The sequence below is a fragment of the Tsukamurella sputi genome, assembly GCF_007858445.1.
GTDB classification, from domain to species: Bacteria; Actinomycetota; Actinomycetes; order Mycobacteriales; family Mycobacteriaceae; genus Tsukamurella; species Tsukamurella sputi.
Genome location: NZ_VIGV01000003.1, coordinates 65,754 through 86,636, shown reverse-complemented (window position 1 = coordinate 86,636; position 20,883 = coordinate 65,754). Strand labels below are relative to the sequence as shown.

At 70.9% G+C, this 20,883-nt stretch carries 15 protein-coding genes; 7 read left to right on the top strand and 8 right to left on the bottom strand.

Features of this window, described 5'->3' with window-relative positions; translation table 11 throughout:
* The first annotated feature begins 62 nt into the window (after window positions 1-62).
* Entirely contained in the window at window positions 63-1,727 is a 1,665-nt protein-coding gene (locus FK268_RS09885) for a TIGR03767 family metallophosphoesterase (protein ID WP_146433578.1), read from the top strand.
* A gap of 9 nt (window positions 1,728-1,736) precedes the next feature.
* Here FK268_RS09885 and FK268_RS09880 read toward each other — a convergent pair whose 3' ends face one another.
* From FK268_RS09880 to FK268_RS09870, 3 genes are read right to left on the bottom strand one after another with little or no spacing between them, the layout of a single operon-like run.
* A complete protein-coding gene (locus FK268_RS09880) occupies window positions 1,737-2,312 on the bottom strand; it encodes an energy-coupling factor transporter transmembrane component T family protein (RefSeq protein WP_146433576.1) in 576 nt (191 codons plus the stop codon).
* The gene (locus FK268_RS09875; RefSeq protein ID WP_146433575.1) at window positions 2,312-3,022 is read right to left on the bottom strand and encodes an energy-coupling factor ABC transporter ATP-binding protein; all 711 of its coding nucleotides are present in this window, start codon (window positions 3,020-3,022) and stop codon (window positions 2,312-2,314) included. The genes FK268_RS09880 and FK268_RS09875 overlap by 1 nt, the downstream gene beginning before the upstream one ends.
* A complete protein-coding gene (locus FK268_RS09870; protein WP_193560265.1) occupies window positions 3,019-3,621 on the bottom strand; it encodes a biotin transporter BioY in 603 nt (200 codons plus the stop codon). The genes FK268_RS09875 and FK268_RS09870 overlap by 4 nt, the downstream gene beginning before the upstream one ends.
* Before the next feature lie 40 nt (window positions 3,622-3,661).
* On the opposite strand from FK268_RS09870, the gene FK268_RS09865 reads away from it, so the two are divergent.
* Window positions 3,662-4,243 carry a TetR/AcrR family transcriptional regulator C-terminal domain-containing protein gene (locus FK268_RS09865; protein WP_158636082.1) on the top strand — a complete coding sequence of 194 codons (582 nt, stop codon included), beginning with the start codon at window positions 3,662-3,664 and terminating at the stop codon, window positions 4,241-4,243.
* A gap of 37 nt (window positions 4,244-4,280) precedes the next feature.
* Here the strand turns inward: FK268_RS09865 and aroQ are convergent, their stop codons facing one another.
* Window positions 4,281-4,721 (bottom strand): type II 3-dehydroquinate dehydratase, encoded by a 441-nt coding sequence (gene aroQ / locus FK268_RS09860; RefSeq protein ID WP_146433569.1) that lies wholly within the window; start codon window positions 4,719-4,721, stop codon window positions 4,281-4,283.
* Between the two features lie 207 nt (window positions 4,722-4,928).
* Here aroQ and FK268_RS09855 point away from each other — a divergent pair, with 207 nt between their 5' ends.
* Window positions 4,929-5,240 (top strand): hypothetical protein, encoded by a 312-nt coding sequence (locus FK268_RS09855; RefSeq protein ID WP_146433567.1) that lies wholly within the window; start codon window positions 4,929-4,931, stop codon window positions 5,238-5,240.
* A 55-nt stretch (window positions 5,241-5,295) separates the two neighbouring features.
* On the opposite strand, the gene FK268_RS09850 is transcribed toward FK268_RS09855, so the two are convergent.
* Together FK268_RS09850 and FK268_RS09845 are read right to left on the bottom strand one after the other, a co-directional pair.
* Window positions 5,296-6,348: a hypothetical protein gene (locus FK268_RS09850; RefSeq protein ID WP_146433565.1), complete on the bottom strand. Its 1,053-nt coding sequence runs from the start codon at window positions 6,346-6,348 to the stop codon at window positions 5,296-5,298.
* Window positions 6,345-6,770, bottom strand: coding sequence for an ImmA/IrrE family metallo-endopeptidase (locus FK268_RS09845; protein WP_146433563.1), 426 nt, complete (start codon window positions 6,768-6,770; stop codon window positions 6,345-6,347). Before FK268_RS09845 ends, FK268_RS09850 begins: the two co-directional genes overlap by 4 nt.
* Window positions 6,771-6,871: 101 nt before the next feature.
* Between FK268_RS09845 and FK268_RS09840 the strand changes: the two genes are divergently transcribed.
* The 4 genes from FK268_RS09840 (at window position 6,872) to FK268_RS09825 (ending at window position 17,495) form a co-directional block, all read left to right on the top strand.
* The gene (locus FK268_RS09840; RefSeq protein ID WP_146433561.1) at window positions 6,872-10,123 is read left to right on the top strand and encodes an arabinosyltransferase domain-containing protein; all 3,252 of its coding nucleotides are present in this window, start codon (window positions 6,872-6,874) and stop codon (window positions 10,121-10,123) included.
* A gap of 110 nt (window positions 10,124-10,233) precedes the next feature.
* Window positions 10,234-13,611, top strand: a complete 3,378-nt coding sequence (locus FK268_RS09835; protein WP_193560264.1) for an arabinosyltransferase domain-containing protein — start codon at window positions 10,234-10,236, stop codon at window positions 13,609-13,611.
* 10 nt (window positions 13,612-13,621) lie between these two features.
* Window positions 13,622-16,858 carry an arabinosyltransferase domain-containing protein gene (locus tag FK268_RS09830; RefSeq protein ID WP_146433559.1) on the top strand — a complete coding sequence of 1,079 codons (3,237 nt, stop codon included), beginning with the start codon at window positions 13,622-13,624 and terminating at the stop codon, window positions 16,856-16,858.
* Window positions 16,859-16,916: 58 nt separating this feature from the next.
* A complete protein-coding gene (locus FK268_RS09825; RefSeq protein WP_146433557.1) occupies window positions 16,917-17,495 on the top strand; it encodes a GNAT family N-acetyltransferase in 579 nt (192 codons plus the stop codon).
* 9 nt (window positions 17,496-17,504) lie between these two features.
* Here FK268_RS09825 and FK268_RS09820 read toward each other — a convergent pair whose 3' ends face one another.
* Both FK268_RS09820 and FK268_RS09815 read right to left on the bottom strand, forming a co-directional pair.
* Window positions 17,505-18,995: a carboxylesterase/lipase family protein gene (locus FK268_RS09820; RefSeq protein WP_146433554.1), complete on the bottom strand. Its 1,491-nt coding sequence runs from the start codon at window positions 18,993-18,995 to the stop codon at window positions 17,505-17,507.
* 10 nt (window positions 18,996-19,005) lie between these two features.
* Window positions 19,006-20,778 (bottom strand): BCCT family transporter, encoded by a 1,773-nt coding sequence (locus FK268_RS09815; protein WP_146433552.1) that lies wholly within the window; start codon window positions 20,776-20,778, stop codon window positions 19,006-19,008.
* Window positions 20,779-20,883 lie beyond the last annotated feature (105 nt).

Below are 20,883 nucleotides of genomic sequence, written 5' to 3'. Positions count from 1 at the left end.
GTTAACGATGTTACGCGTGTTGTTCATGTGTCTCATGGGGTTGGTGGTTAGGGTCTCTACCCATGACCACACGCCGCGGGTTCCTCCGCGCGGGCGCCGTCGCCGCGCTCGCCACTGCCACTGCGACCGCCACGGGCCGGGTCGCGCACGCCCTCCCCGGTGCGACGGCCACCGCGACGATCGGCGGCACCACGCTCGAGCGGGTCAGCGTGCCCGGTCAGGCCCGCGCGGGTGGCTACCGCCCGCTGGTCGACGGTGCCGGCTGGCCCCTGTACGTGCGCCAGGAACTCGCGACCGCCGGTGCCGCCCGCGAGGGGATGCGCGCCCCGCTCGCCTCCCTCGTGCAGCTGACGGACATGCACATCGTCGACGCGCAGAGCCCCGCCCGGTTCGAGTTCGTCCACCCCTTCCAGGCCCCGGCCTTCCGACCCCAGGAGACACTGACCACGCAGGGCGCGGTCTCGCTCGTCGAGCGGATCAACGCGATCGGCTCCGGCCCGTTCACCGGCCGTGCCTTCGACTGCGTGATCACCACCGGCGACAACACCGACAATCGTGAGCAGGCGGAGCTGAACTGGTTCCAGACGGTGCTCTCGGGCGGCACCGTCGTGCCCAACACCGGCGCCCCCGATCGCTTCGAGGGTCTCCAGGCCCACGGCGCCGCGCTGTACTGGCAGCCCGAATCGCCCTACTGGGACATGTACAAGGACAAGGGTTTCCAGCAGATCCCCGGCTTCCTGCGCGCCGCGATCGGCGCGCACACCAGCCCCGGCCTGCGGATGCCCTGGTACGCCGTCGTCGGCAACCACGACGACAGCCTGCTCGGCACCCTGCCCAACGGCATCGCCGACTGGCTCTACCTCTCACCGGTCAAGCTGGACATCCCGCACACCGATCCCGCGGCGCTCGCCATCGCCCGCGCCCTCACGACGGATCCGTCGCAGATCGGGCCGATGCTCACCAAGCTCAAGCTCTCCGGGCCGGTCATCCCCGTCACCGTCGACCCGAAGCGGGCGCCGTTCAGCCCACGCGAGTTCGTGCGCCGGCACTTCGACCCCGCGATCACCGGCCCCGGCCCCGTCGGGCACGGTTTCTCCAGCCCGGACGGCCCCACCTGGTACACCTTCCAGATCGCTCCCGGCGTGCTCGGCATCGCCCTCGACACCACCAACAACCTCGGCATCGCCGAGGGGACCATCGGCGAGAAGCAGCTGGCCTGGCTCGTCGCGCAGCTCAAAGCCCACCCCGATCAGCTGGTGATCGTCTTCAGCCACCACACGTCGAAGTCGATGACGGCCACGCTGCCCGACCCCGAGGAACCGGGCGAGAAGCAGTACCAGGGCGACGTGGTCGTGAAGACACTCATCGAGCACCCGAACGTCATCGCCTGGGTCAACGGACACACCCACAAGAACGAGATGATCGCGCACACCGGCCCCACCCCGAAGCAGAGCTTCTGGGAGATCAACACCGCCAGCCACGTCGACTTCCCACAGCTCGCGCGGATCATCGAGGTCGCCGACAACCGCGACGGCACGATCAGCCTGTTCACTCCGCTCATCGAGGCCGCGAGCCCGGCCACGGCCAACCCGTCGGATCTCAGCGCGAGGGGCCTCGCCAGCCTCTACCGCGAGCTGGCCTACAACGACATCCACCGCGACGACAAGCTCCTCGGCGCTGAGGCCGACCGCAACTGCGAGCTGCTCCTCACCCACCCGCTGCGCTGAGCAGCGCGGTCACAGCCCGCGGGCGGCGAGGGCTTCGCCGAGCAGGTCCGCGTCGCGGATCAGGCGCACGAGCACCGTCGGGAGGACGCGGACGAGGGAGGCGCGCTGCCCGCGCGCCCAGGCCGCCTCGCGGCTCTGCCGGACGACGGCGATCACCGTCGGGATGGAGCGGATCGTCAGCGCGACGAGGAGCTCCACGCGCCAACCGAGGACCCGCCCCGCGAGCGCGGCGAGGTCGCTCGCGCGGGTCGTGAAGATCAGCAGATTGCCGGCCAGCACGCCGACGACGAGCTGCCCGACGGGCCCGACGGCGGCGCGCGCACCGTCGGACACGCCCTGGCTGATCAGGTAGAAGGCCGTGAGCACCACGGCGAAGAGGAGGGCCGGGCGCAGCGCGCGCCACAGGTGCACCGGGCGCAGGCGTGCCACCGGGAAGAGGGCGGCCACCACGCACGCCGCCACCGCGAGCGGGATCGGGCGCGGCACGACCGCCAGGAAGGTGACCAGCACCAGCATGGCCACCAGCTTCACCGCGGCCGGCGTGCGGTGCAGAGACGACTCGCGCGGGACGTAGCTGCCGATCATCAGCGGGCCGCCAGCTCGCGGTAGAAGGCGATCGCCTCGGCGGGCGGACCGTCGAAGACGAGGGCACCGTCGTCCATGACCAGCACGCGGTCGAAGTCGTCGAGCATGTCGAGATGGTGCGTGAGCAGGATGACCTGCTGCTCCAACGCAGCGAGCCGGTCCCGGACCTTGAGCACGTTGCGCAGGTCGAGCAGCGTCGTCGGCTCGTCGCAGACCAGGATGTCCGGGTCCGTGACCAGCACCGACGCGAAGGCGAGCATCTGCTTCTGTCCCGAGCTGAGCAGCTGAGCGGGCGCGTCGGCGTGGTCGGCGAGGCCGAACTCCTCGAGCACCTGCGCGACCCGTTCCGCATCGGCCGCAGCCGCCTCGGAACGCTTCCGCGAGCCCCGTCGGCGCTCGCGCCCGGGTGGGCGGAGCGAGAGCGCGACGTCCTCGGCCGGCGTCGGCATGACGATCTGGGCGGAGGCATCGGCGAACATGAAGCCCACGCGGCGCCGCACCTCGGACACCTTCTTCCGCACGTCCAGGCCCAGCGTCTCGACGGTGCCGGAATCGGGCACGACGAGGCCGTTGAAGGTGCGCGCGAGTGTCGACTTGCCCGAGCCGTTGGCGCCGATGATCCCGATCCGCCGCTCCGACAGTTCGACGGTGATGCCCCGTAGGACGGGACGTTCGTCGTAGGCGTGACGGACGTCGTCGAGGCGGATCATGCTCTCTTCTCGGAGACGACCTTCTGCGATGCGGCGGCGCCCCTGCGCGCGATGGGCGGGTAGGCCCGGGCGACCATCACCACCACCAGCGACGTGATGACCACCTTGATCAGATCGCCCGGCACGAACTGCAGGCCCAGCGTGAGCTTGGCGAACAGGCCCGACCCGGTGCGCCAGCCCAGCCACGGCAGGCCGATCGCGTAGACCACGAGCACGAGCCCGATGATGTTGGCGAGGCCCACCTTCAGCGGGTTGGTGCGGCCCCAGGTGTCGACGAGCCAGCCGGTCACCAGCGCGCCGATGATGCCGCCGATCAGGAAACCGCCCGTGGGCCCGGTCAGCACCGCCACGCCGCCGCGGCCGCCCGCGCCGATCGGCAGGCCCACGACGATGAGCAGCACGTACAGGGCCACCGACGCCCCGCCCCACGGGAAGCCGAGCAGCGACGCGGCGAGCATGAACCCGAGGGTCTGCAGGGTGATGGGCGCGATCCCGCTGATCGTGATCGTGGGCATCGCCAGGACCGCCGTGAGGGCGGTGAAGACGGCGATGAGGGCGAGATCGCGCGGCGTGGCGCGATACGTGGCGGCGTTGAACACGGTTCAAGAAGTAACGGGGTGCTCGGCTAGAGTCAAGTCCGTGGCCATCAACCGCTCCGACGTGCTGACCTCCGCGATCGGCGTCCTCGACCGGTCGGGCCTGCCGGACCTGACGATGCGGCGCGTCGCGGCGGATCTGGGCGTCGCCCCGGGCGCCCTGTACTGGCACATCCCGAACAAGCAGTCGCTGCTGGCCGCGATCGCCGACACCATCCTCGCCGACCCGTCGCTCGCCGCGGCCGCCTCGAAGTCGCGGATGCGCTGGGACCGGCAGCTCACCGGCTACGCCCACGCCCTCCGCGCGGTGCTGCGCAAGCACCGCGACGGGGCCGAGGTCGTCTCCGCCTCCCTGGCCTCGCAGCTGGGCACCAGCAACCTGCACGCGCAGATCGCCGATATCGCCGCATCCGCCGGCGCCGGCCCGGCCGACGCGACCGCCGTCGCGCTCACTCTCACGCACTTCGTGGTGGGCTTCACCTTCGAGGAGCAGACCCGCGAGGCCATGGCCCGTGCAGGTGCCGCCGCGGGCGACATCGACCAGACCGCGACCGACCGGGCCTTCGCCGGGGGCGTCGACCTGGTCGTCGACGGCCTGCGGTCGCGGATCTCCACACCCGCCTGACGCCGGGCCACCCGCGGGCCCGTCGGGACGCGCCCCGTCAGGACAGATCGATGGCGCGATCCACGGCGTAGCGGTAGCCCGCGAGCCCGAAGCCCGCGATCACACCGGAGGCGATGGGCGAGACATAGGAATGGTGCCGGAAGGGCTCACGGGCGTGCACGTTCGAGATGTGCACCTCGATGATCGGGACCTCGGGAATGACCAATGCATCGGCGAGCGCCACCGATGTGTGCGTCCAAGCCGCCGGATTGATCACGATCGCCGCGAAATTCCTCTGCCGCGCCACATCGTGGATCCAGCCGAGGAGTTCCGCTTCGTCGTTGGTCTGCCGGACCTCCGCCTCCGCGCCGCGCGCGGACGCCGCATTTCGACAAACGTCCACGACATCGGCGTAAGAATTGTCGCCGTAGACCTCCGGCTGTCGCACGCCCAGCATGTTCAGGTTCGGTCCGTTCAGCACCAGAATGCGAGGTCCCATGCGTTCAGACTAGCGGCGTGCACCACAGCGGAAATGGGATACATGTCCCACGCCGTGCGCATCTGACCCGCGGATCATGTAATCTCCCAGTATTCGCAATCTGGAAGGGAGGGCCTCATGACGACGTTCGCGGCCAAGTTGAATCGACTTTTCGAGGTCGTGCATCCCGCAGACCGGGGACCCTACACGTCCTCGGAGTTCTGCAGGATGGTCGAGGAGAGCGGCGGCAAGCTGTCCGTTCCCTATCTGTCGCAGCTGCGCTCGGGCCGGAGCTCGCGCCCCGCGTACGACATGGTGGCGTCGATCGCTCAGACCTTCGGCGTGCGCGCCGAGTACTTCTCGGACCCGCTGTACGAGCGTGAGGTCCTCGCCGACCTCGAGCTGACCCGTGAGCTCCGCGAGTCGGGCATGCTCGAGATGGCGCGTCGCTCCACCAAGCTGTCGGCGGACCGTCGGGCGGCTCTCGCCGGGCTCCTCGCCGAGTTCGAGGCGGAGGACGGCAAGGAGGGCACGGCGTAGGCCGTTCCCTTCCGGGCCGTTCGGCCCGCCGGGTCGGCAACCGACCCACCGGGGCTCAGCGCACCCGCTCCACCAGGGGCGACGGGGTGTGCTGGGCCCTTTTCGTCACTGCCGCCGTCCACCGCGCCGCCCGCCAGTCCGACGGGGGCTCCAGGTCGACGGCGTGCACCGATCCGTAGGGCGCGGTGCGATCGAGCCACTGCGCGACCGCTGCGGCCCGTTCGGCCGGCGTCGCGCCGTCGAGCCTGCCCTTCCCGGGGCTTGCGAGCATCGCCCAGCCGTCGAGCACGACGACGGCACGCGCCTCGGCCGTCTCCACCCAGCCTCCGCCGGGCCGCACCACGGCCTCCAGATCGGGGAACAGTTCCGTGACCTGCTCGTACGCCGGGCGGAAGTGCAGCCATTCGCGGGCCGTGATGAGGATCGACGTGATCCACGCGGCCATGAGTACCAGCGTCCAGCTGGCGAACGCCGCGTCGAGCATGAGCCGGTTCAGGCGGAGCACCCAGACGCCCACCTGCAGCTGTTGCAGCAGCACACCGCCGGCGATCACGTTCGCGACCGCAACGATCGCGAGCAGGACTCCACCGAGCGCCAGAAGACGCAACTGCACGCGGTGCACGCGGCTGCGCTGCGACGCCCGCCAGGTGCACACCGCGACGACCAGCGCGGTCGCGCCCAGACACGTGTAGATCAACGCCGTCTCGACGGCCATGCCCAGCTTGCCGGCCAGATCCACGTCCCCGGGCACGCCGAGGCGGGCCAGCACGGCCATCGCGACGATCACCACGCCCACGAGGGCCAGCGGCACCGCCCACGCCGCCAGCCGGCGCCGCGTGAGCCTACCGTCGAGGGCGAAGGCGAAGACGAGGGCCCCGTAGCAGGCCACGAGCAGCAGCACGCGCTCGACGGTGACGACCTCGTGCTCCCGCATGCCGAGCCGGACGAGCCAGTCCGTCACCAGCGGGGTGTCGATGGTGACCATGACCGCGAGCGCGACGGCAGTGAGCAGCGCCCCGCCGGCCGGGGCGTTGCGGTTGCCGCGCCACCGGCTGAACCGTTCCAGTGCACCGAGCCAGAGGATCGGTGCGATGAGTGAGGCGATCATCCGAGCAGTTCGTCGACCACCGAGTCGACGCGCGTGATCGTGTGGCCCGCCTTCACCCGGCGCACCAGCAGCGTGGCGAAGGACTCCGCTTCCTCCTCGCACCGCGCCGCGCGGGCACTGTCGGGATCGGAGGAGCAGCCCTGCTCGTGGCCGAGCACCAGGTGCCCCAGCTCGTGCGCGAGGGTGTGCTCGAAGGTCGCGACGCCGGTGGACACCACCAGCAGGTCCCGCTCGTCGGAGTGCAGCCACATCCCGAAGACGCCAATGGGCGTCGTCATGCGCTGCACGTCGATCCTGCGGCCCAGGTGGAGGGAGTAGGCCGCGACGACTTCGGCGATCGTCTCGGGCCCGGAACCGGCCTGCGGGGTCACCGCGCGCACGACGGCGCGCACTGCGCGCGTCGGCCGGTCGGATCCCCTCATGCCGGAAACGATACGTCGGTTCGTCGGCTCGTCGTACACCAAGCGGTCGTTAGTGTCGGTTCGGCCGGATTCGGCCAGGTCGCGGCGTCTAGACTCGCGGGGTGCCCGAACCGTCCGCCGCTGCCCGCGCAGCCCGCACCACAGCCCGGACCGCCGCACTGACCGGCGTGCTCGGGGTGCTGTTCGCGCTGCTCACGCCGTTCATGCCCGTCCAGCAGACGACCGCGGCGCTGGACTGGCCGCAGCGCGGCTCCCTCGAATCCGTGACCGCCCCGTTGACGTCCTACGTGCCGGACCGGATCGACGTGACGATCCCGTGCTCCGCCGTCGGCGCGCTCCCCGGCGGCGTGGGCACCCTGGTCGCGACGGGGCCCACGGGGTCGCCCGACACCGTCCGACGTGGCATGACGATCGCCGTCACCACCCTCCCCGACCAGCGGCGCATGCTCGAGGTCGTCGTCCGCAACACCCCGCTGCTCACGGTCGACGTCGGGGCGCTCAATGCGCCCGGCTGCGGCGCGATCGTCTTCTCCGGTGACGCGAAGACGGTGAAGGCCGAGGTCACGGGTGTGGCCGCGCCCGACGGGAAGCCACTCACCGGCGAGAAGAACAACGGTTTCGACTACCGCCCGCAGGTCGTCGGGGTGTTCACAGAACTGCACGGCACAGTCACGGACAGCACGCGAATTCATTTCCGTGCGGATATCGACACCCGCTACTCGACCGTGCCGGCCGTGACGCGGTGGATCGTGATCGTCCTCGCCCTCGCGCTGATCCTCACGAGCCTCCTCGCGCTGCACCGGCTCGATGTCGCCGCCGACGGCCGACGGCACCGTCGGATCCTGCCCGCGGGGTGGTGGCGCCCGACGAAGATCGACAGCACCGTCATCGCCCTCCTCGTGGCCTGGCACGTGATCGGCGCGAACACCTCGGACGACGGCTACATCCTCACGATGGCGCGCACCGCGGAGGCCGCCGGCTACACGGCCAACTACTACCGCTGGTACGGCGCCCCGGAGACCCCCTTCGGCTGGTACTACCAGGCCTTCGCCTGGCTCTCGCACCTCTCCACGGCCAGCCCGTGGGTCCGGCTGCCCGCACTGGCCTGCGGCATCGCGACGTGGCTCATCATCAGCCGCGAGGTGGTCCCGCGGCTCGGGCGGGCCGTGCGCTCGCGGTTCGCGCTGTGGGCCGCCGCCGGGGTCTTCCTGGTCTACTGGTTCGCCTTCAACAACGGCCTGCGCCCCGAACCCGTGATCGCCCTGGGCGCCCTGCTCACCTGGTGCTCGGTCGAGCGCGCGATCGCGACGGGGCGGGTGCTGCCCTTCGCGGCCGCCGCCGTCTTCGCGGGGTGGACGGTGGCCGCCGGCCCGACGGGCGTGATGACGGTCGCCGCGCTCCTCGCCGGCGTCCGCCCGGTGGGCCGACGCATCCTCGCCCGGGCCCGTACGAGCCCCGTCGGGTTCCGTCTGACCGTGACCGCCTACATCGCGCCGGTGCTGGCCGCGGGCGTGCTGCTGGTCCCGATCATCTTCTCCAAGCTGACGGCGTCGGCCTTCGTCGCGAAGACGCTCATGCAGTCCGACGTGGGCACCGTCGTCGACACCAAGAAGTGGTACAACGAGATCGACCGGTACTCGGCCCTGTTCACCTTCACGGCCGACGGCGGCGTCGCCCGACGGTTCGCGGTCATCGTCACCTTCGCCTGCCTGCTGCTCGCGGGTGCCGTACTGCTGCGCAAGGGCCGGATCCCGGGCGCGAGCCTCGGCCCGAGCCGGCGCCTCGTGGTCGTCACCCTGGGCGGACTCCTGATGCTCATGTTCACCCCCACCAAGTGGACCCACCAGTTCGGCGCCTTCGCCGGCCTCGCGGGCGCCCTGGCGGCGCTGGCAGCGGTCGCCATCGCCCCGGCCGCGATGCGCAGCGCCCGCAACCGCGCGCTCAGCGCGTCCGTCGTGCTCCTGGTGCTGGGCCTGTCCTTCAGCGGCCCGAACGGCTGGTGGTACGCCAGCAACTACGGCGTGCCCTGGGGCGAATCGTCGGTCCTGGCGCTGGGGACGGTCTTCTTCGCGGCGGCGGGCATCGCCCTGCTGGTCGCGGGCTGGCTGCACTTCCACGAGCCCGATCCGGCCCCCGTCTCACCGCGCGCGAAGCGGGTCGTCGACTTCGTCGGGAGGCAGTCGTCGATCACATGGGCCGCATGGGCGGTGGTGATCCTCTGCGTCGGCTCGATGGCCGCGACCACCGGCATCACCCAGTTCTCCTCCTTCTCCAACGGCAAGGCGAACCTGCGGGCGATCGGCGGCCACGGCTGCAACCTCGCGGACTACGTGCTCACCGAGCCGGATCCCACGTCGGGCCTGCTGCTGCCGCTCGACGGCGACATCCGGGACGGCCTCGCCGGGCCGGGCACCACCGGTGTCTCGCCCGACGGTGTGCCGACCATCATCAACGCGACGACCAGCTCGAACACCGACGACTCGAGCACCTCGCTCGACGCGATGGCGCGCCTGCCCCAGGACACGACGTCGGGCCGCACGGAGACGGCCGGGATCAACGGCTCGCACATGCGGCTGCCCTACGGCCTGGACCCGGCCCGCACGCCGGTGCTCGGGTCCTACTCGCAGGAGGCGCAGACGAAGGCCCAGGTGGTCTCGAAGTGGTATCCGCTGCCGGCGCAGGCCGCGGACCGCTCCCTGATCACCCTGTCGGCGGCCGGCAAGTTCACCGACGACGAGCTGTACCTCGAGTACGCCACGGACGCCCCGTCCGCCGGTGCGGAGCCGAAGGTCGCGGGGAAGAAGTCCTTCATCGACATCGGCCCGAAGCCCGCGTGGCGGAACCTGCGACTGCCGCGCACCGATCTGCCCGCGAACGCGACGGCGATCCGCGTGGTCGCGGTCGACGACGACCTCGCGATCGACCACTGGTTGGCGGTCACCCCGCCCCGGGTGTCGAAGCTGGTCACCGCACAGGAACTGATCGGCTCCACCGAACCGGTCCTGCTGGACTGGACGTCGGGCCTCGCGTTCCCCTGCCAGCGGCCGTTCAGCCACGGCAACGGCGTCGCGGAGGTACCGCAGTGGCGGATCACGCCCGATCAGAACCTCTCGCCGGTGACCACGGAGTGGGAGGGCACGCTCGGCGGCGGCCCGCTGGGCTGGACGCAGATGCTGCTCCAACAGGAGAAGATCCCCGGCTATCTGCGGGGCGATCTGGGGCAGGACTTCGGCGACGTGATGCGGCTGGTCCCGTACTCGCCGGCCCGGGCGGCCGACCTGGACCTCGGCAAGCGCACTGTCTGGGGCACGCACGCCGAGGCGCCGATCCGCAAGGACCGGACCGATTCCTGACGACGTTTCCTGACCTGCGGCATCGCACGGACTGAGAATCCGCTGAACGATCCGGCCTTCGCCGGTCGGCGAATCGGTTCTCGCAGCTCCGTCGAATACCATGAGCACCCGTGTCCGTGCCTACGTCCAGCTCCGAGCCCGAGCCGGCTCAGCGCGGCGTCGCCGTCGCCCGCCTCGTCGCGGTCGTCGCCGGGGCCGTCGGCCTGCTCCTGTGCCTGCTGACCCCGCTGCTGCCCGTCCAGCAGTCCACCGCCTCGCTCGACTGGCCGCAGCTGCGGCCGGGTGCCGAGAGCGCGGAGGTCACCGCCTCCCTGGTGACGCAGTCCCCCGCCGATCTCACGGCGACGGTGCCGTGCGCGGCCATCGCCCGCGCCGCGGCGTCCGGGGGCACGGTCCTGTCGACACTGCCGGTCGGCTCGGGCGCGGCCCGGGAGCTGGGCCTGAACGTCGTCGTCGGCGCACCGGGACCGGGCCAGACGGTGACCGTCTCCTCCCGCAACGCCGTCGTCGCCGCGGCCCCGGTCGACCGGCTCCGCGGCTGCTCACAGCTGCGCCTGTGGTCGAACTCCGCCGAGGTGGGTACGCGGTTCGAGGGCACGGACGTGGCCGGTGCGACCCCCACGGAGAACCGTCCCGTGATGGGCGGCGTCTTCACCTCGCTGAGCGCGACCGATGTCGCCGACGCCGGCCCGGGAATGCGCCTGCACGCCGATCTGGACACCCGCTTCGAGCTCTCCCCGTCTCCGCTGAAGGCGCTCGGGATCGGCGTCGGCCTGCTGTGCGTGCTCGCCTCGCTCGTCGCGCTATGGCTGCTGGACCGGGCCTACGGCCACCACCGGCGGGCGCCGCACCGGACGATCGGGCAGATCCTGCGCCCGCGCCTCGTCGACGTGGCGGTGATCGGCGGCCTCGCCCTGTGGACCGTGCTGGGCGCCGGCAGCTCCGACGACGGCTACATCCTGTCGATGGGCAAGGTCGCCTCCGAGGCCGGCTACACGGCCAACTACTACCGCTTCTTCGGCGCCCCCGAGGCGCCCTTCGACTGGTACTACACCTTCCTCTCCCACTGGGGCTCGATCAGCGCGAACGCGATCTGGATGCGGTTGCCCATGGTCGCCGCGGGTGTGGTGGTGTGGCTGCTGCTCAGCCGCGTGCTGCTGCCCCGTCTGGGCCCGGGCGTCCGCCGCTACCCGCTGGCCGTGTGGGCCGCGGGCGCGATGCTGCTGGCGTTCTGGTTCCCGCTGGCCTCGGGCCTGCGTTCCGAGCCGATCATCGTGCTCGGCACGATCGTCACCTGGGCCGCGGTCGAGCGGTCCGTCGCCACGCACCGGGCGCTTCCGGCGGCGATCGCCGCGATGGCCGCGGGACTCACGCTGGGCCTCGCGCCGCAGGGTGTCATCGCGATCGCGCTGCTGCTGGCCTCGTCGGCCGCGGTGCTCCGCGTGCTGATCGCCCGCCGCCGCGAGGCCGGCCTGGCCGCGCTGGTGCTACCCGTGCTCGCTGCGGCCGCCGTCGTGATCCCCATCGCCTTCCGCGACCAGTCGCTCGCCTCCGTGGCCGAGGCGATCCGGATCCGCCTCGAGGTGGGCCCGGCCGCACCGTGGACGCAGGAGTACCTGCGCTTCTTCTTCCTCACGGTCGAGACCACCGACGGCTCCCTGGTGCGTCGCGTGCCCGTGTACCTGTTCATCATGTGCCTGTTCGTGGCGCTGTTCGTGATGCTCCGCGGGAGCCGTATCCCGCGTATCGCCCCGGGCCCGGTGTGGCGCCTCGTCGGCGCGGTCTTCATCAGCGCGGCCCTGCTCTCGCTCACGCCCACCAAGTGGACGGTCCACTTCGGGGTCTACGCCGGTCTCGCCGCGGCGCTGGCCGCGGTGACGACGGTGGCGGTGGTCGAGGCCGCGCGCACGTCCGTCCGGAACTTCACCTTCTTCCTGTGCGGGATGCTCTTCGCCCTGGCGGCGGCCTTCGCGGGCTTCAACCTGTGGTCGTGGCCCTACCTGTGGGGCGTGCCGTGGTTCGACCGGCAGCCCGAGGTCGCCGGCATCACCTTCAGCAAGGCCTTCCTGATCCTGGCCGGCCTCGCGGGCGCGCTCGCCGCGTGGCAGCACTTCCGGATCGACTTCCGCCGGCGCGGCGAAGGAGGGCTCGTCGAGGACGGGACCGTCGACGACACGGCACTCGAGGACACCGAACTCGCGACGCACACCCGCGCGGACCGGGACCAGGCGCTGCGCAGCCGGCGCCGACTGCAGTTGGCCTCGCTGCCGCTGGTGGCGGTCCTCGGCATGCTGGTGCTGGGCGAGGGCGCGATCTTCGCGAAGGCCTACGTCTCGAACCCGTCGTCGTACACGGTGGCGCGGGGCAATCTGGAGGCGCTGCGCGGTAACAGCTGCGGCATGGCGACCAAGGTGCTCGTGGAGACGGATCCGAACGCCGACATGCTCGCCTCGGCCGAGGGCCGTTCCGCCGCGCAGGCGCTGGTGGGCCCGGGATCGACGGGCTTCACGCCCGACGGCATCCCGAACGAGCTCAAGCCGCTGGCGATCAGCTCGGCGCCCGGCCAGATCAACATGGCCTCCCCCATCACCTCGCCGTTCACCTCCACCGCGGCCACCGCGGGGACGGGCGGAGGCACCGGCCCGCGCACGATCAACGGCAGTACCGCGGCCCTGCCCTTCGGCTTGGACCCGGCCCGCACGCCGGTGGTCGGTTCGTACGGCCAGAACACGGTGCCCGCAGAGCTGTTCAGCGACTGGTACTCGCTGCCCGCCCGGTCCGCCGACCGGCCCCTGGTGGCCTTCGCCGCGTCCGGTGCGATCGCCTCCGTCGGCCCGACGGGGAAGAAGGAGTACGGCCAGCCGGTCACCCTGGAGTGGGCCGAGCGGCGCGCCGACGGCTCGATCGGCGCGCGCGGCGCGCTGGACCCGATCGATCCGGGCCCGAACAAGCCCTGGCGCAACCTGCGCGTGCCGATGGACGCGATCCCGCCCACCGCCAACGTCGTCCGCATCCACGTCCGCGACCCGAACCTCGGCGCCCAGCAGTGGGTGGCGGTGACGCCGCCGCGTGTTCCGCGGCTGCGGACCCTGCAGGACGTGGTCGGCGAATCCGACCCCGTGCTGCTCGATCTGCTGGTCGGCCAGCAGTTCCCGTGTCAGCGTCCTCTGGCGATCCGGAACGGCACCTACGAGGTGCCCAAGTGGCGCATCCTGCCGACCCGCAAGGACGCCCTCTCCACCTCGGGAACGTGGCAGGCGCGCGAGGCCGGTGGCCTCCTGACGGTGCCCGACACCCTGCTGCGGACCACCACGCTGTCGACGTACATGACCGGGGACCTCACCCGCGACTGGGGCGAGTTGCAGCAGTACACGCCGTTGGCCGACGACGCCCCGCAGGCGAGACTGACGGTCGGGGTGCAGACGCGGTCGGGGCTCTGGCGCCAGGGCCCGATCCGCGCGCTGACCAACCAGACCGTGAAGAGCTAGGAATCGACGAATGACCAGCGATAACTCGACCGCACCCGCGACGGTGCCGCCCGAGCAGCGCTACGGGAAGTGGCGGATCGTCGCCGCCGTGGCCGGCCTGATCGGCTTCGTCCTGGCGATCCTCACGCCCTTCCTCCCGGTCAAGGAGACCACCACGGAGGTGCACTGGCCGCAGAACGGGCGCGTGAGCAACGTCGATGCGCCACTCGTCGCCTACACCCCGATCCGGCTCGACGTCTCCCTGCCGTGCTCCGTCGTCGACGCACTGCCCGCCGCCGGCGGGACCCTGCTGCGCACCCTGCCCGAGGACGGCCCGAGGCCCGGTCTGCAGGGCCTGGTGATCCGCGCCGACGCGAAGAACGTCATCATCGCCGACCGCGACGTGGCGCTCGCCACCGCGAGTCGCGCGGACGTGGGACGCGCCGCCGCGGGCTGCGCGATCCGCTTCGTCTCGACCCCCGAGGCCACGACGGCCGAGTTCATCGGCATGCCCGCGGGCGCGCAGACCTCGAACCAGCTGTCCAACACCGTCGCGGACCCGAACCTGCGCCCGCAGATCACCGGCTTCTACACCGACCTGCCCGCCACCACACCCGTCGCGGGCATCGACGTGAAGACCCAGGTCGACACCCGCTTCAACACCACGCCGTCCACCATCAAGCTGATCGCGATCATCGTGGGCATCGCTTCGACGATCCTCGCACTGGTCGCCCTCGGCTTCGTCGACATGCGCGACGGACGCGGCCACATCCGGTTCATGCCACGCGGCTGGCTGCGCCCGCGGCCGGTGGACTTCACCGTGATCGGCGTGCTGGGTATCTGGTGGCTGATCGGCCCGAACACCTCCGACGACGGCTATCAGATCACGATGGCCACGCAGACGAAGTTCAGCGGCTACATGATCAACTACTTCCGCAGCTTCGGCGTGCCGGAGAACCCGGTCGGGTGGAACGACTACCTGTTCACCGCGATCTCGCACGTGACCACGGCGGCGCCCGCGATGCGCCTGCCCGGCCTGGTCTTCGGCCTGCTCACCTGGCTCGTGATCTCCCGCGAGATGATCCCGCGGCTGGGCCGCGCGGTCCGCAACAACCCCGCCGCCCTGTGGGCGGCCGCGGGCGGCTTTCTGCTGATCTGGCTGCCACTGAACAACGGGCTGCGCCCCGAGCCGGCGGTGGTCTTCTTCTCGCTGCTCACCTGGGTCTCGGTGGAGCGCGCGATCGCCACCGGGCGCCTGCTCCCCGTGGCGATCGCCGTGCCCTGCGCCGCGCTCTGCGTGGGCGCCGCCCCCGGCGGCCTCATCGCCGTCGCCGCCCTGCTCGCCGCCTCGCGCCAGATCATCACCCGCATCGTCAAGCGGCGCGGACGCGACGGTCTGCTGCCCCTGATCGCGCCGATCCTCGCCTCGGGCATGGCGTACCTGTTCTACGCCTTTTTCACGCCCACGGCCGCGGCCCTGCGCGAGGCCATCACGGTCAAGGGCGTCACCGGCCCCACGCTGGAGTGGTACGAGGAGGGCGTCCGGTACTACTACCTGATGCTCGAGACGGAGGACGGCTCGCTCGTCCGCCGCATCGGCGTCCTGACGGCCTTCCTGTGCCTGCTGACGGTGCTCGTCTACATGCTGCGGCGCAAGCGGCCCGCGGGCATCTCCGCCGGCCCGGTGTGGCGCCTCATGGCGGTCTTCTTCGCGACCGTCGTGCTGCTGGCCTTCACCCCCACCAAGTGGACGCACCACCTGGGCCTGTTCGCGGGGTACGCCGCGGGCATCGCCGCCGTGGCCGCGACGCTGACGATGGCGCCGATGATGCGCTCCAAGCGCAACCGCGTCTTCTTCGCGTCGGCTGTCCTGTTCGTCACGGCGATCTCGTTCGCCGCGCGCGTCGGTTACTACTGGGTGGGCACCTACGGCATCCCGTGGAACACCATGCCGCCGCAGCTCTTCGGCCTCGAGCTCTCCTGGGTACTGTTCTTCGCGTCGGTGCTCACCGCGCTGTACGGCCTGTGGCTGCACTACCGCCGGGACTACGCGCCCGAGCCCACCAAGAAGGGCGGCCGCACCCTCCCGACGCTGGCGATCCTGACCATGCTGATGGTCCTCTTCGACGTCTCGACGATGGCCAAGGGCGCCTACGCGCAGCGCGGGAGCTTCTCGTGGACCGCTTCGAATCTCCGTGCGCTCCAGGGTAAGACGTGCTCGATGGCGGACTACGTCCTGATGGAGACGGATCCCAACGCGGGGCAGCTCAAGCCCGCCCCGCGCCCCGACGGTTCGGTGCCCACGGCGGCGCAGGCCCTCGCCGGAAGGTCGACGGGCTTCTCCCCCACCGGCATTCCGGGCTGGCTCTCCCCCGTGAAGTCGAACCCCGGACACAACACCGACGTCACCAACTCCGACGTTCCGGAGACGGTGGGCGGCAAGCGGAATCCCGATCCGAAGACCGACGGGGTGCCACTGCCCTTCGGACTGAACCCGGCCACCACGCCCGTGCTGGGTTCGTCGGGCGCGACGGGTCTGGCGAACCTGACCACGGACTGGTACGCGCTCGGCACGGTCGACGAGTCGACCCCCCTGGTGACCCTGTCCGTGGCCGGCCCCGTCGCGGCCACGGGCCTGAACGGCGTCGCACGCGACGGCCGGACGCTCTTCCTCGAGGCCGGACACCGCGCCGCGAACGGCGCCGTGCAGCCGCTCGGCCGCCTGGCGCCGCTGGACGCGTGGACGAACAACAACTGGCGCAACCTGCGCTTCCCGACGGCGGACCTGCCGCGCGGGACCAACACCGTGCGCGTGGTGATCGACGACAAGGTGCCCTCCCCCGACGCGATCGTGGTGACGCCGCCGCGGATGACGCCGATGAAGACGCTCCAGGAGTTCCTGGGCCGCGACACGGTCGTGGCGCTCGACTTCATGGTGGCCTTCGCCTTCCCGTGCCAGCACCAGGTGCGCGCCGTCAACGGCGTCTTCGAGCGCCCCGAGTACCGGATCTCGCCCGACTACATGGCGACGATCCTGACGTCGAACACGTGGCAGGGCTGGAAGACCGGCGGCCCGCTGGGCGTGACCGACGCCATGTACCACGAGCAGATCGTGCCCACCTATCTCAAGGGCAAGTGGGCGATGGACTGGGGCACGCTGACCAGGTTCACGCCGTGGACACCCGCCGAACCGGCGCAGCTGCAGCTCGGCACGGCCACCCGGTCCGGCTGGTACACCCCGGGGCCCATGCGCTCCGCGCCGTACTGATCGTCGTGACGGCCCGGCGGACTCCCCGCCGGGTCCGTCGCGCGCGTACGGTCGAGGTATGGAACCGAGGTACCGCATCGAGGACGTCACCCGACGCACGCTGTGGCCGTCCTTCGGGGTGCTCGCACGCGCTTTCGCCGATGATCCGGTGTTCCGGTGGGTCCAGCCCCGCCCCTGGGGCGACCGCCTCACCTTCGCCGGGATGTACCTCGCCACACACGGCGCTCCCGGCACGGGTCATCTCCTGTACGACGGCGCCGTCCCGGCGGCCGCGGCCTACTGGGATCCGCCCGGCTACGAACCCGGGCCGGCGCAGCAGGTCGCCGCACTCCCGCTGCTCGCGGCGGGCATCCGCACCGGGTTCGGGCGTGGCGCCGCCCTGGTGAGCGCACTGCAGGAGCGCCGGCCGTCGGAGCCGCACTGGTACCTGTCCACGCTCGGGGCGACCGTTCCCGGGCGCGGATCTGGCTCGGCTCTCCTGCGCTACGGCCTCGACCGCGTCACGGGCCCGGCCTATCTGGAGTCGAGCAATCCCCGTAACGTGCCGCTGTACCAGCGGTTCGGCTTCGAGCCGCTGGCCCCGATCCGGCTGCCCGGCGGCCCCGAGCTCATTCCGATGCTCCGTCCCGCGGCGTAGCCGCGGCGGTCAGCGCACGCCCTCCCAGACGGCCATGATCGCGGCGTCGGGATCGGTCTCGAGCGGCGCCTCGCCACCGAACACCCGCACCTGCCGGCCGGCCGCGTAGGGTGCCCAGCCGGGATCGTCTCCGCGCGCGAAACGCACCCAGGCGCCGTGCATCTCGTCGGCCAGCGCCTGCGGCGGGTTAGGCCCGGTGAGTGCCTGAGCGGTGCCCTTGTGCAGGGTGTCGAAGACGAACGGCAACTCGACCGCGTGCGTCGCGCCCAGGTTCCCACCCAGGGCCGTCGAGGGGAAGTCGAAGCGGTAGACGAAGGTGTCCGACGGTGCGCCGTCCCTCGCCTCCGCCAGGCGGTTGGCCGGCACGGTGAAGGTGCGGTCCTCGAGCAGGAGCATGAACAACTCACCGGGGGTCTTCGCGCCGCGCGCCTGGTACGCCTCCACGGCGGCCTGCGGATCGGGGAAGCCGTAGAGCGCGGCGGCGCCGAGCGCCGCCGGCTCGGGAATGTGATCGATCACGCCGCCGGGAACGATGAACAGGCGGCCCTCCTCGAGGTTCCGGCCGATCAGCACACGGACTCCGGAACCCGCTCCGGCGCGGAGGGATTCGATGGGGAGCACCGGGAGTACGTCGTCGCCGACGGTGGGCTCCCAGGCCATGGTGTCCGCAACCACCTCGCCCCACCGGGCCGGATCGGGCTGCGCCGCGATCTCTGCGGAGAGTTCCTTGGAGGCGGCCACCACCTCGAGGATCGGGACGGTGCCGAGCGTCTCCCGCGTGGGATCGACGCCGAGCTTCGCGGCGAGCGCCCGCGCCACCGTCTGCGCGGTGCTCCGGCGCATGGCGTGGTGCCCCGCCCCGCTCTCCAGGATCGCCTGGTTGAACAGCCCCTGCGCCAGAGGAGAACTCAGCAGCGATGCCACGCTCATCGCGCCCGCGGACTCGCCCATGACGGTCACGCGGGACGGATCGCCGCCGAATCCGGCGATGTTGTCCTGCACCCAGCGCAGGGCCTGGATCTGGTCCCGCAGCCCCACATTGGTGTGACCGTCGCCGAGGTCGAGGAAGCCCAGCGCCCCGAGGCGGTAGTTGATCGAGACGAAGACCAGGCCGTCCCGGGCGAAGGAGGCGCCGTCGTAGGTGGGGATCCGCGCGGTACCCGCCCGGAACGCGCCGCCGTGGATCCACACCACGACCGGCGCGCTCCCCGCCGCGTCGGGAGTCCAGACATTGAGGTTCAGGCACTCCGCGCCCGGGAAGTCCGGCTCGTCCGCGAGGATCTCGTTGATCGGCGGGTCGTAGGCGGCCTTGGGCACCGTCGGGCCGAACTCCGAGGCGTCGCGCTCCCCCTCCCACGGGACGGGAGGGGTGGCGGGCAGGAACCAGCCGGCACCGTCGAGCGGGGCGGCGTAGGGCAGACCCAGGAAACGGGCCACACCCTGCTCGACGGTGCCGCGGACGCGGCCGGAACGGGTCTCGACGGTGACGGTGGAGGTCATGCCTCCCTGTCTACCGGGAGGCGCCGTCCTTGGTGTCGATATCGACCTCGATCGGACCGGAGTGGTCCGCGTCGTAAACCTCGATCGTGACCAGCTCGCCGGTGTGCGGCGGGTGGTACAGGTCCTCCGGCACCTCGCCGTCCGAGTAGACGGGCAGGTCCTCCGAGGGCAGCACATCGGTGCTGTCGTCGGTCACCGCGAGAGTGTTGGCGTGCCAGCGCATGCGCTCGCCGAGCTCCTCGCGGTGCGCACGTTCGGCCACGATGAGCGGGTCGTGCCAGAGGTCCATCATCAGGCCCACACACATGCCGATCATCACCACGAGGAAGGGTGCCGCGGCGATGATGGCCATCTGTTTGATACCGGTCAGCGCGTCGTCGCCGCTCACCCAGAGCAGCAGGGCCGCAACGGTACCGGTGAGCACACCCCAGAAGATGGTGATCAGGCGGTTGGGCTCCTCCGCGCCGCGCTGGGACAGCGTGCCCATCACGATGGACGCGGAGTCCGCGCCGGAGACGAAGAAGATGCCCACGAGCAGCACCACCAGGAAGGCCGTGATCGTGGGCCACGGCAGGTGCCCCAGCGAATCGAACAGCAGCACTTCCTCGTTCTCGGCCTTGCTGATGCCGAGGCCCGCCTGCTCCTGATGGATCGCGGTGCCGCCGAAGATCGCGAACCACACCAGCGAGACCAGGGTGGGCACGACCATCACACCGATGACGAACTCGCGGATGGTGCGGCCGCGCGAGATCTTCGCGAGGAAGAGCCCGACGAAGGGGGTCCAGCTGACCCACCACGCCCAGTAGAAGATGCTCCAGGTGGCGAGCCACTTGCCGGCGTCCGGCTCATTGGCGGCCGAGCGCGCCGACATGTCCATGAAGTCGGCCGCGTAGGCGCCGATCGACGTGGGCACCAGGTTCAGGATGAAGACCGTCGGGCCGACCACGAAGACGAAGACCGCCAGCACCAGAGCGAGCACCATGTTGGTGTTCGACAGCCACTGGATGCCCTTGGCGATGCCGGAGACCGCGGAGGCGACGAAGGCCAGCGTCAGGATGGCGATGATGGCCACGAGCAGGAGCTTGCTCGACCCGTCCTCCGCCCAGCCGAGGCGCTCGAGTCCGGCGCCGACCTGCGCCGCGCCGAGGCCCAGGGAGGCGGTGGTGCCGAAGAGCGTCGCGAAGATCGCCAGGATGTCGATCACGCGACCGCCCACACCGTGACCGCCGGTGCGGTTGAAGATCGGTGCGAAGACCGAGCTGATCAGCTGGCTGCGGCCACAGCGGTAGGTGCTGTAGGCGATGGCCAGGCCGACCACGGCGTAGATCGCCCAGGGATGGAATCCCCAGTGGAACATGGTCGTCGCCATCGCGACCGCGACGTCGTGACCGTTCATGCCGGGAGGAGCGCCCACGAAGTGGGCGATCGGCTCCGCGGCACCGAAGAACATCAGGCCGATGCCCATGCCCGCGCTGAACATCATCGCGATCCACGAGACGGTCTTGAACTCGGGGCGTTCCCCGTCGCGTCCGAGAGGGATACGACCGAACCGGGAAAAGGCCAGGAAGGCGGCGAAGAGGACGAAGAAGCTGGCGGAGATCAGGAACAGCCAGCCCAAATCAGTGATGATCCAATTGAGGACATCGGAGGTCGTCTGCTTCAACCCGTCCGAATCCAGGAAACCCCAGAGGACGAACGCCAGGACTGCAGCGCTCGTCACACCGAAAACGACCCAGTCGGTCGCCCGGCGATGGTCTCCTGTCCTATTAGTTACAGTAGCCATGATGCCACTAGATCACAGTGGCCATGGCGCAGGTCAAATCTCGGGCGAACCGCCCCGCGGCTCACCGGGCCGAACTACACTGCGCTACCTGGGCGTTCGCGTGCC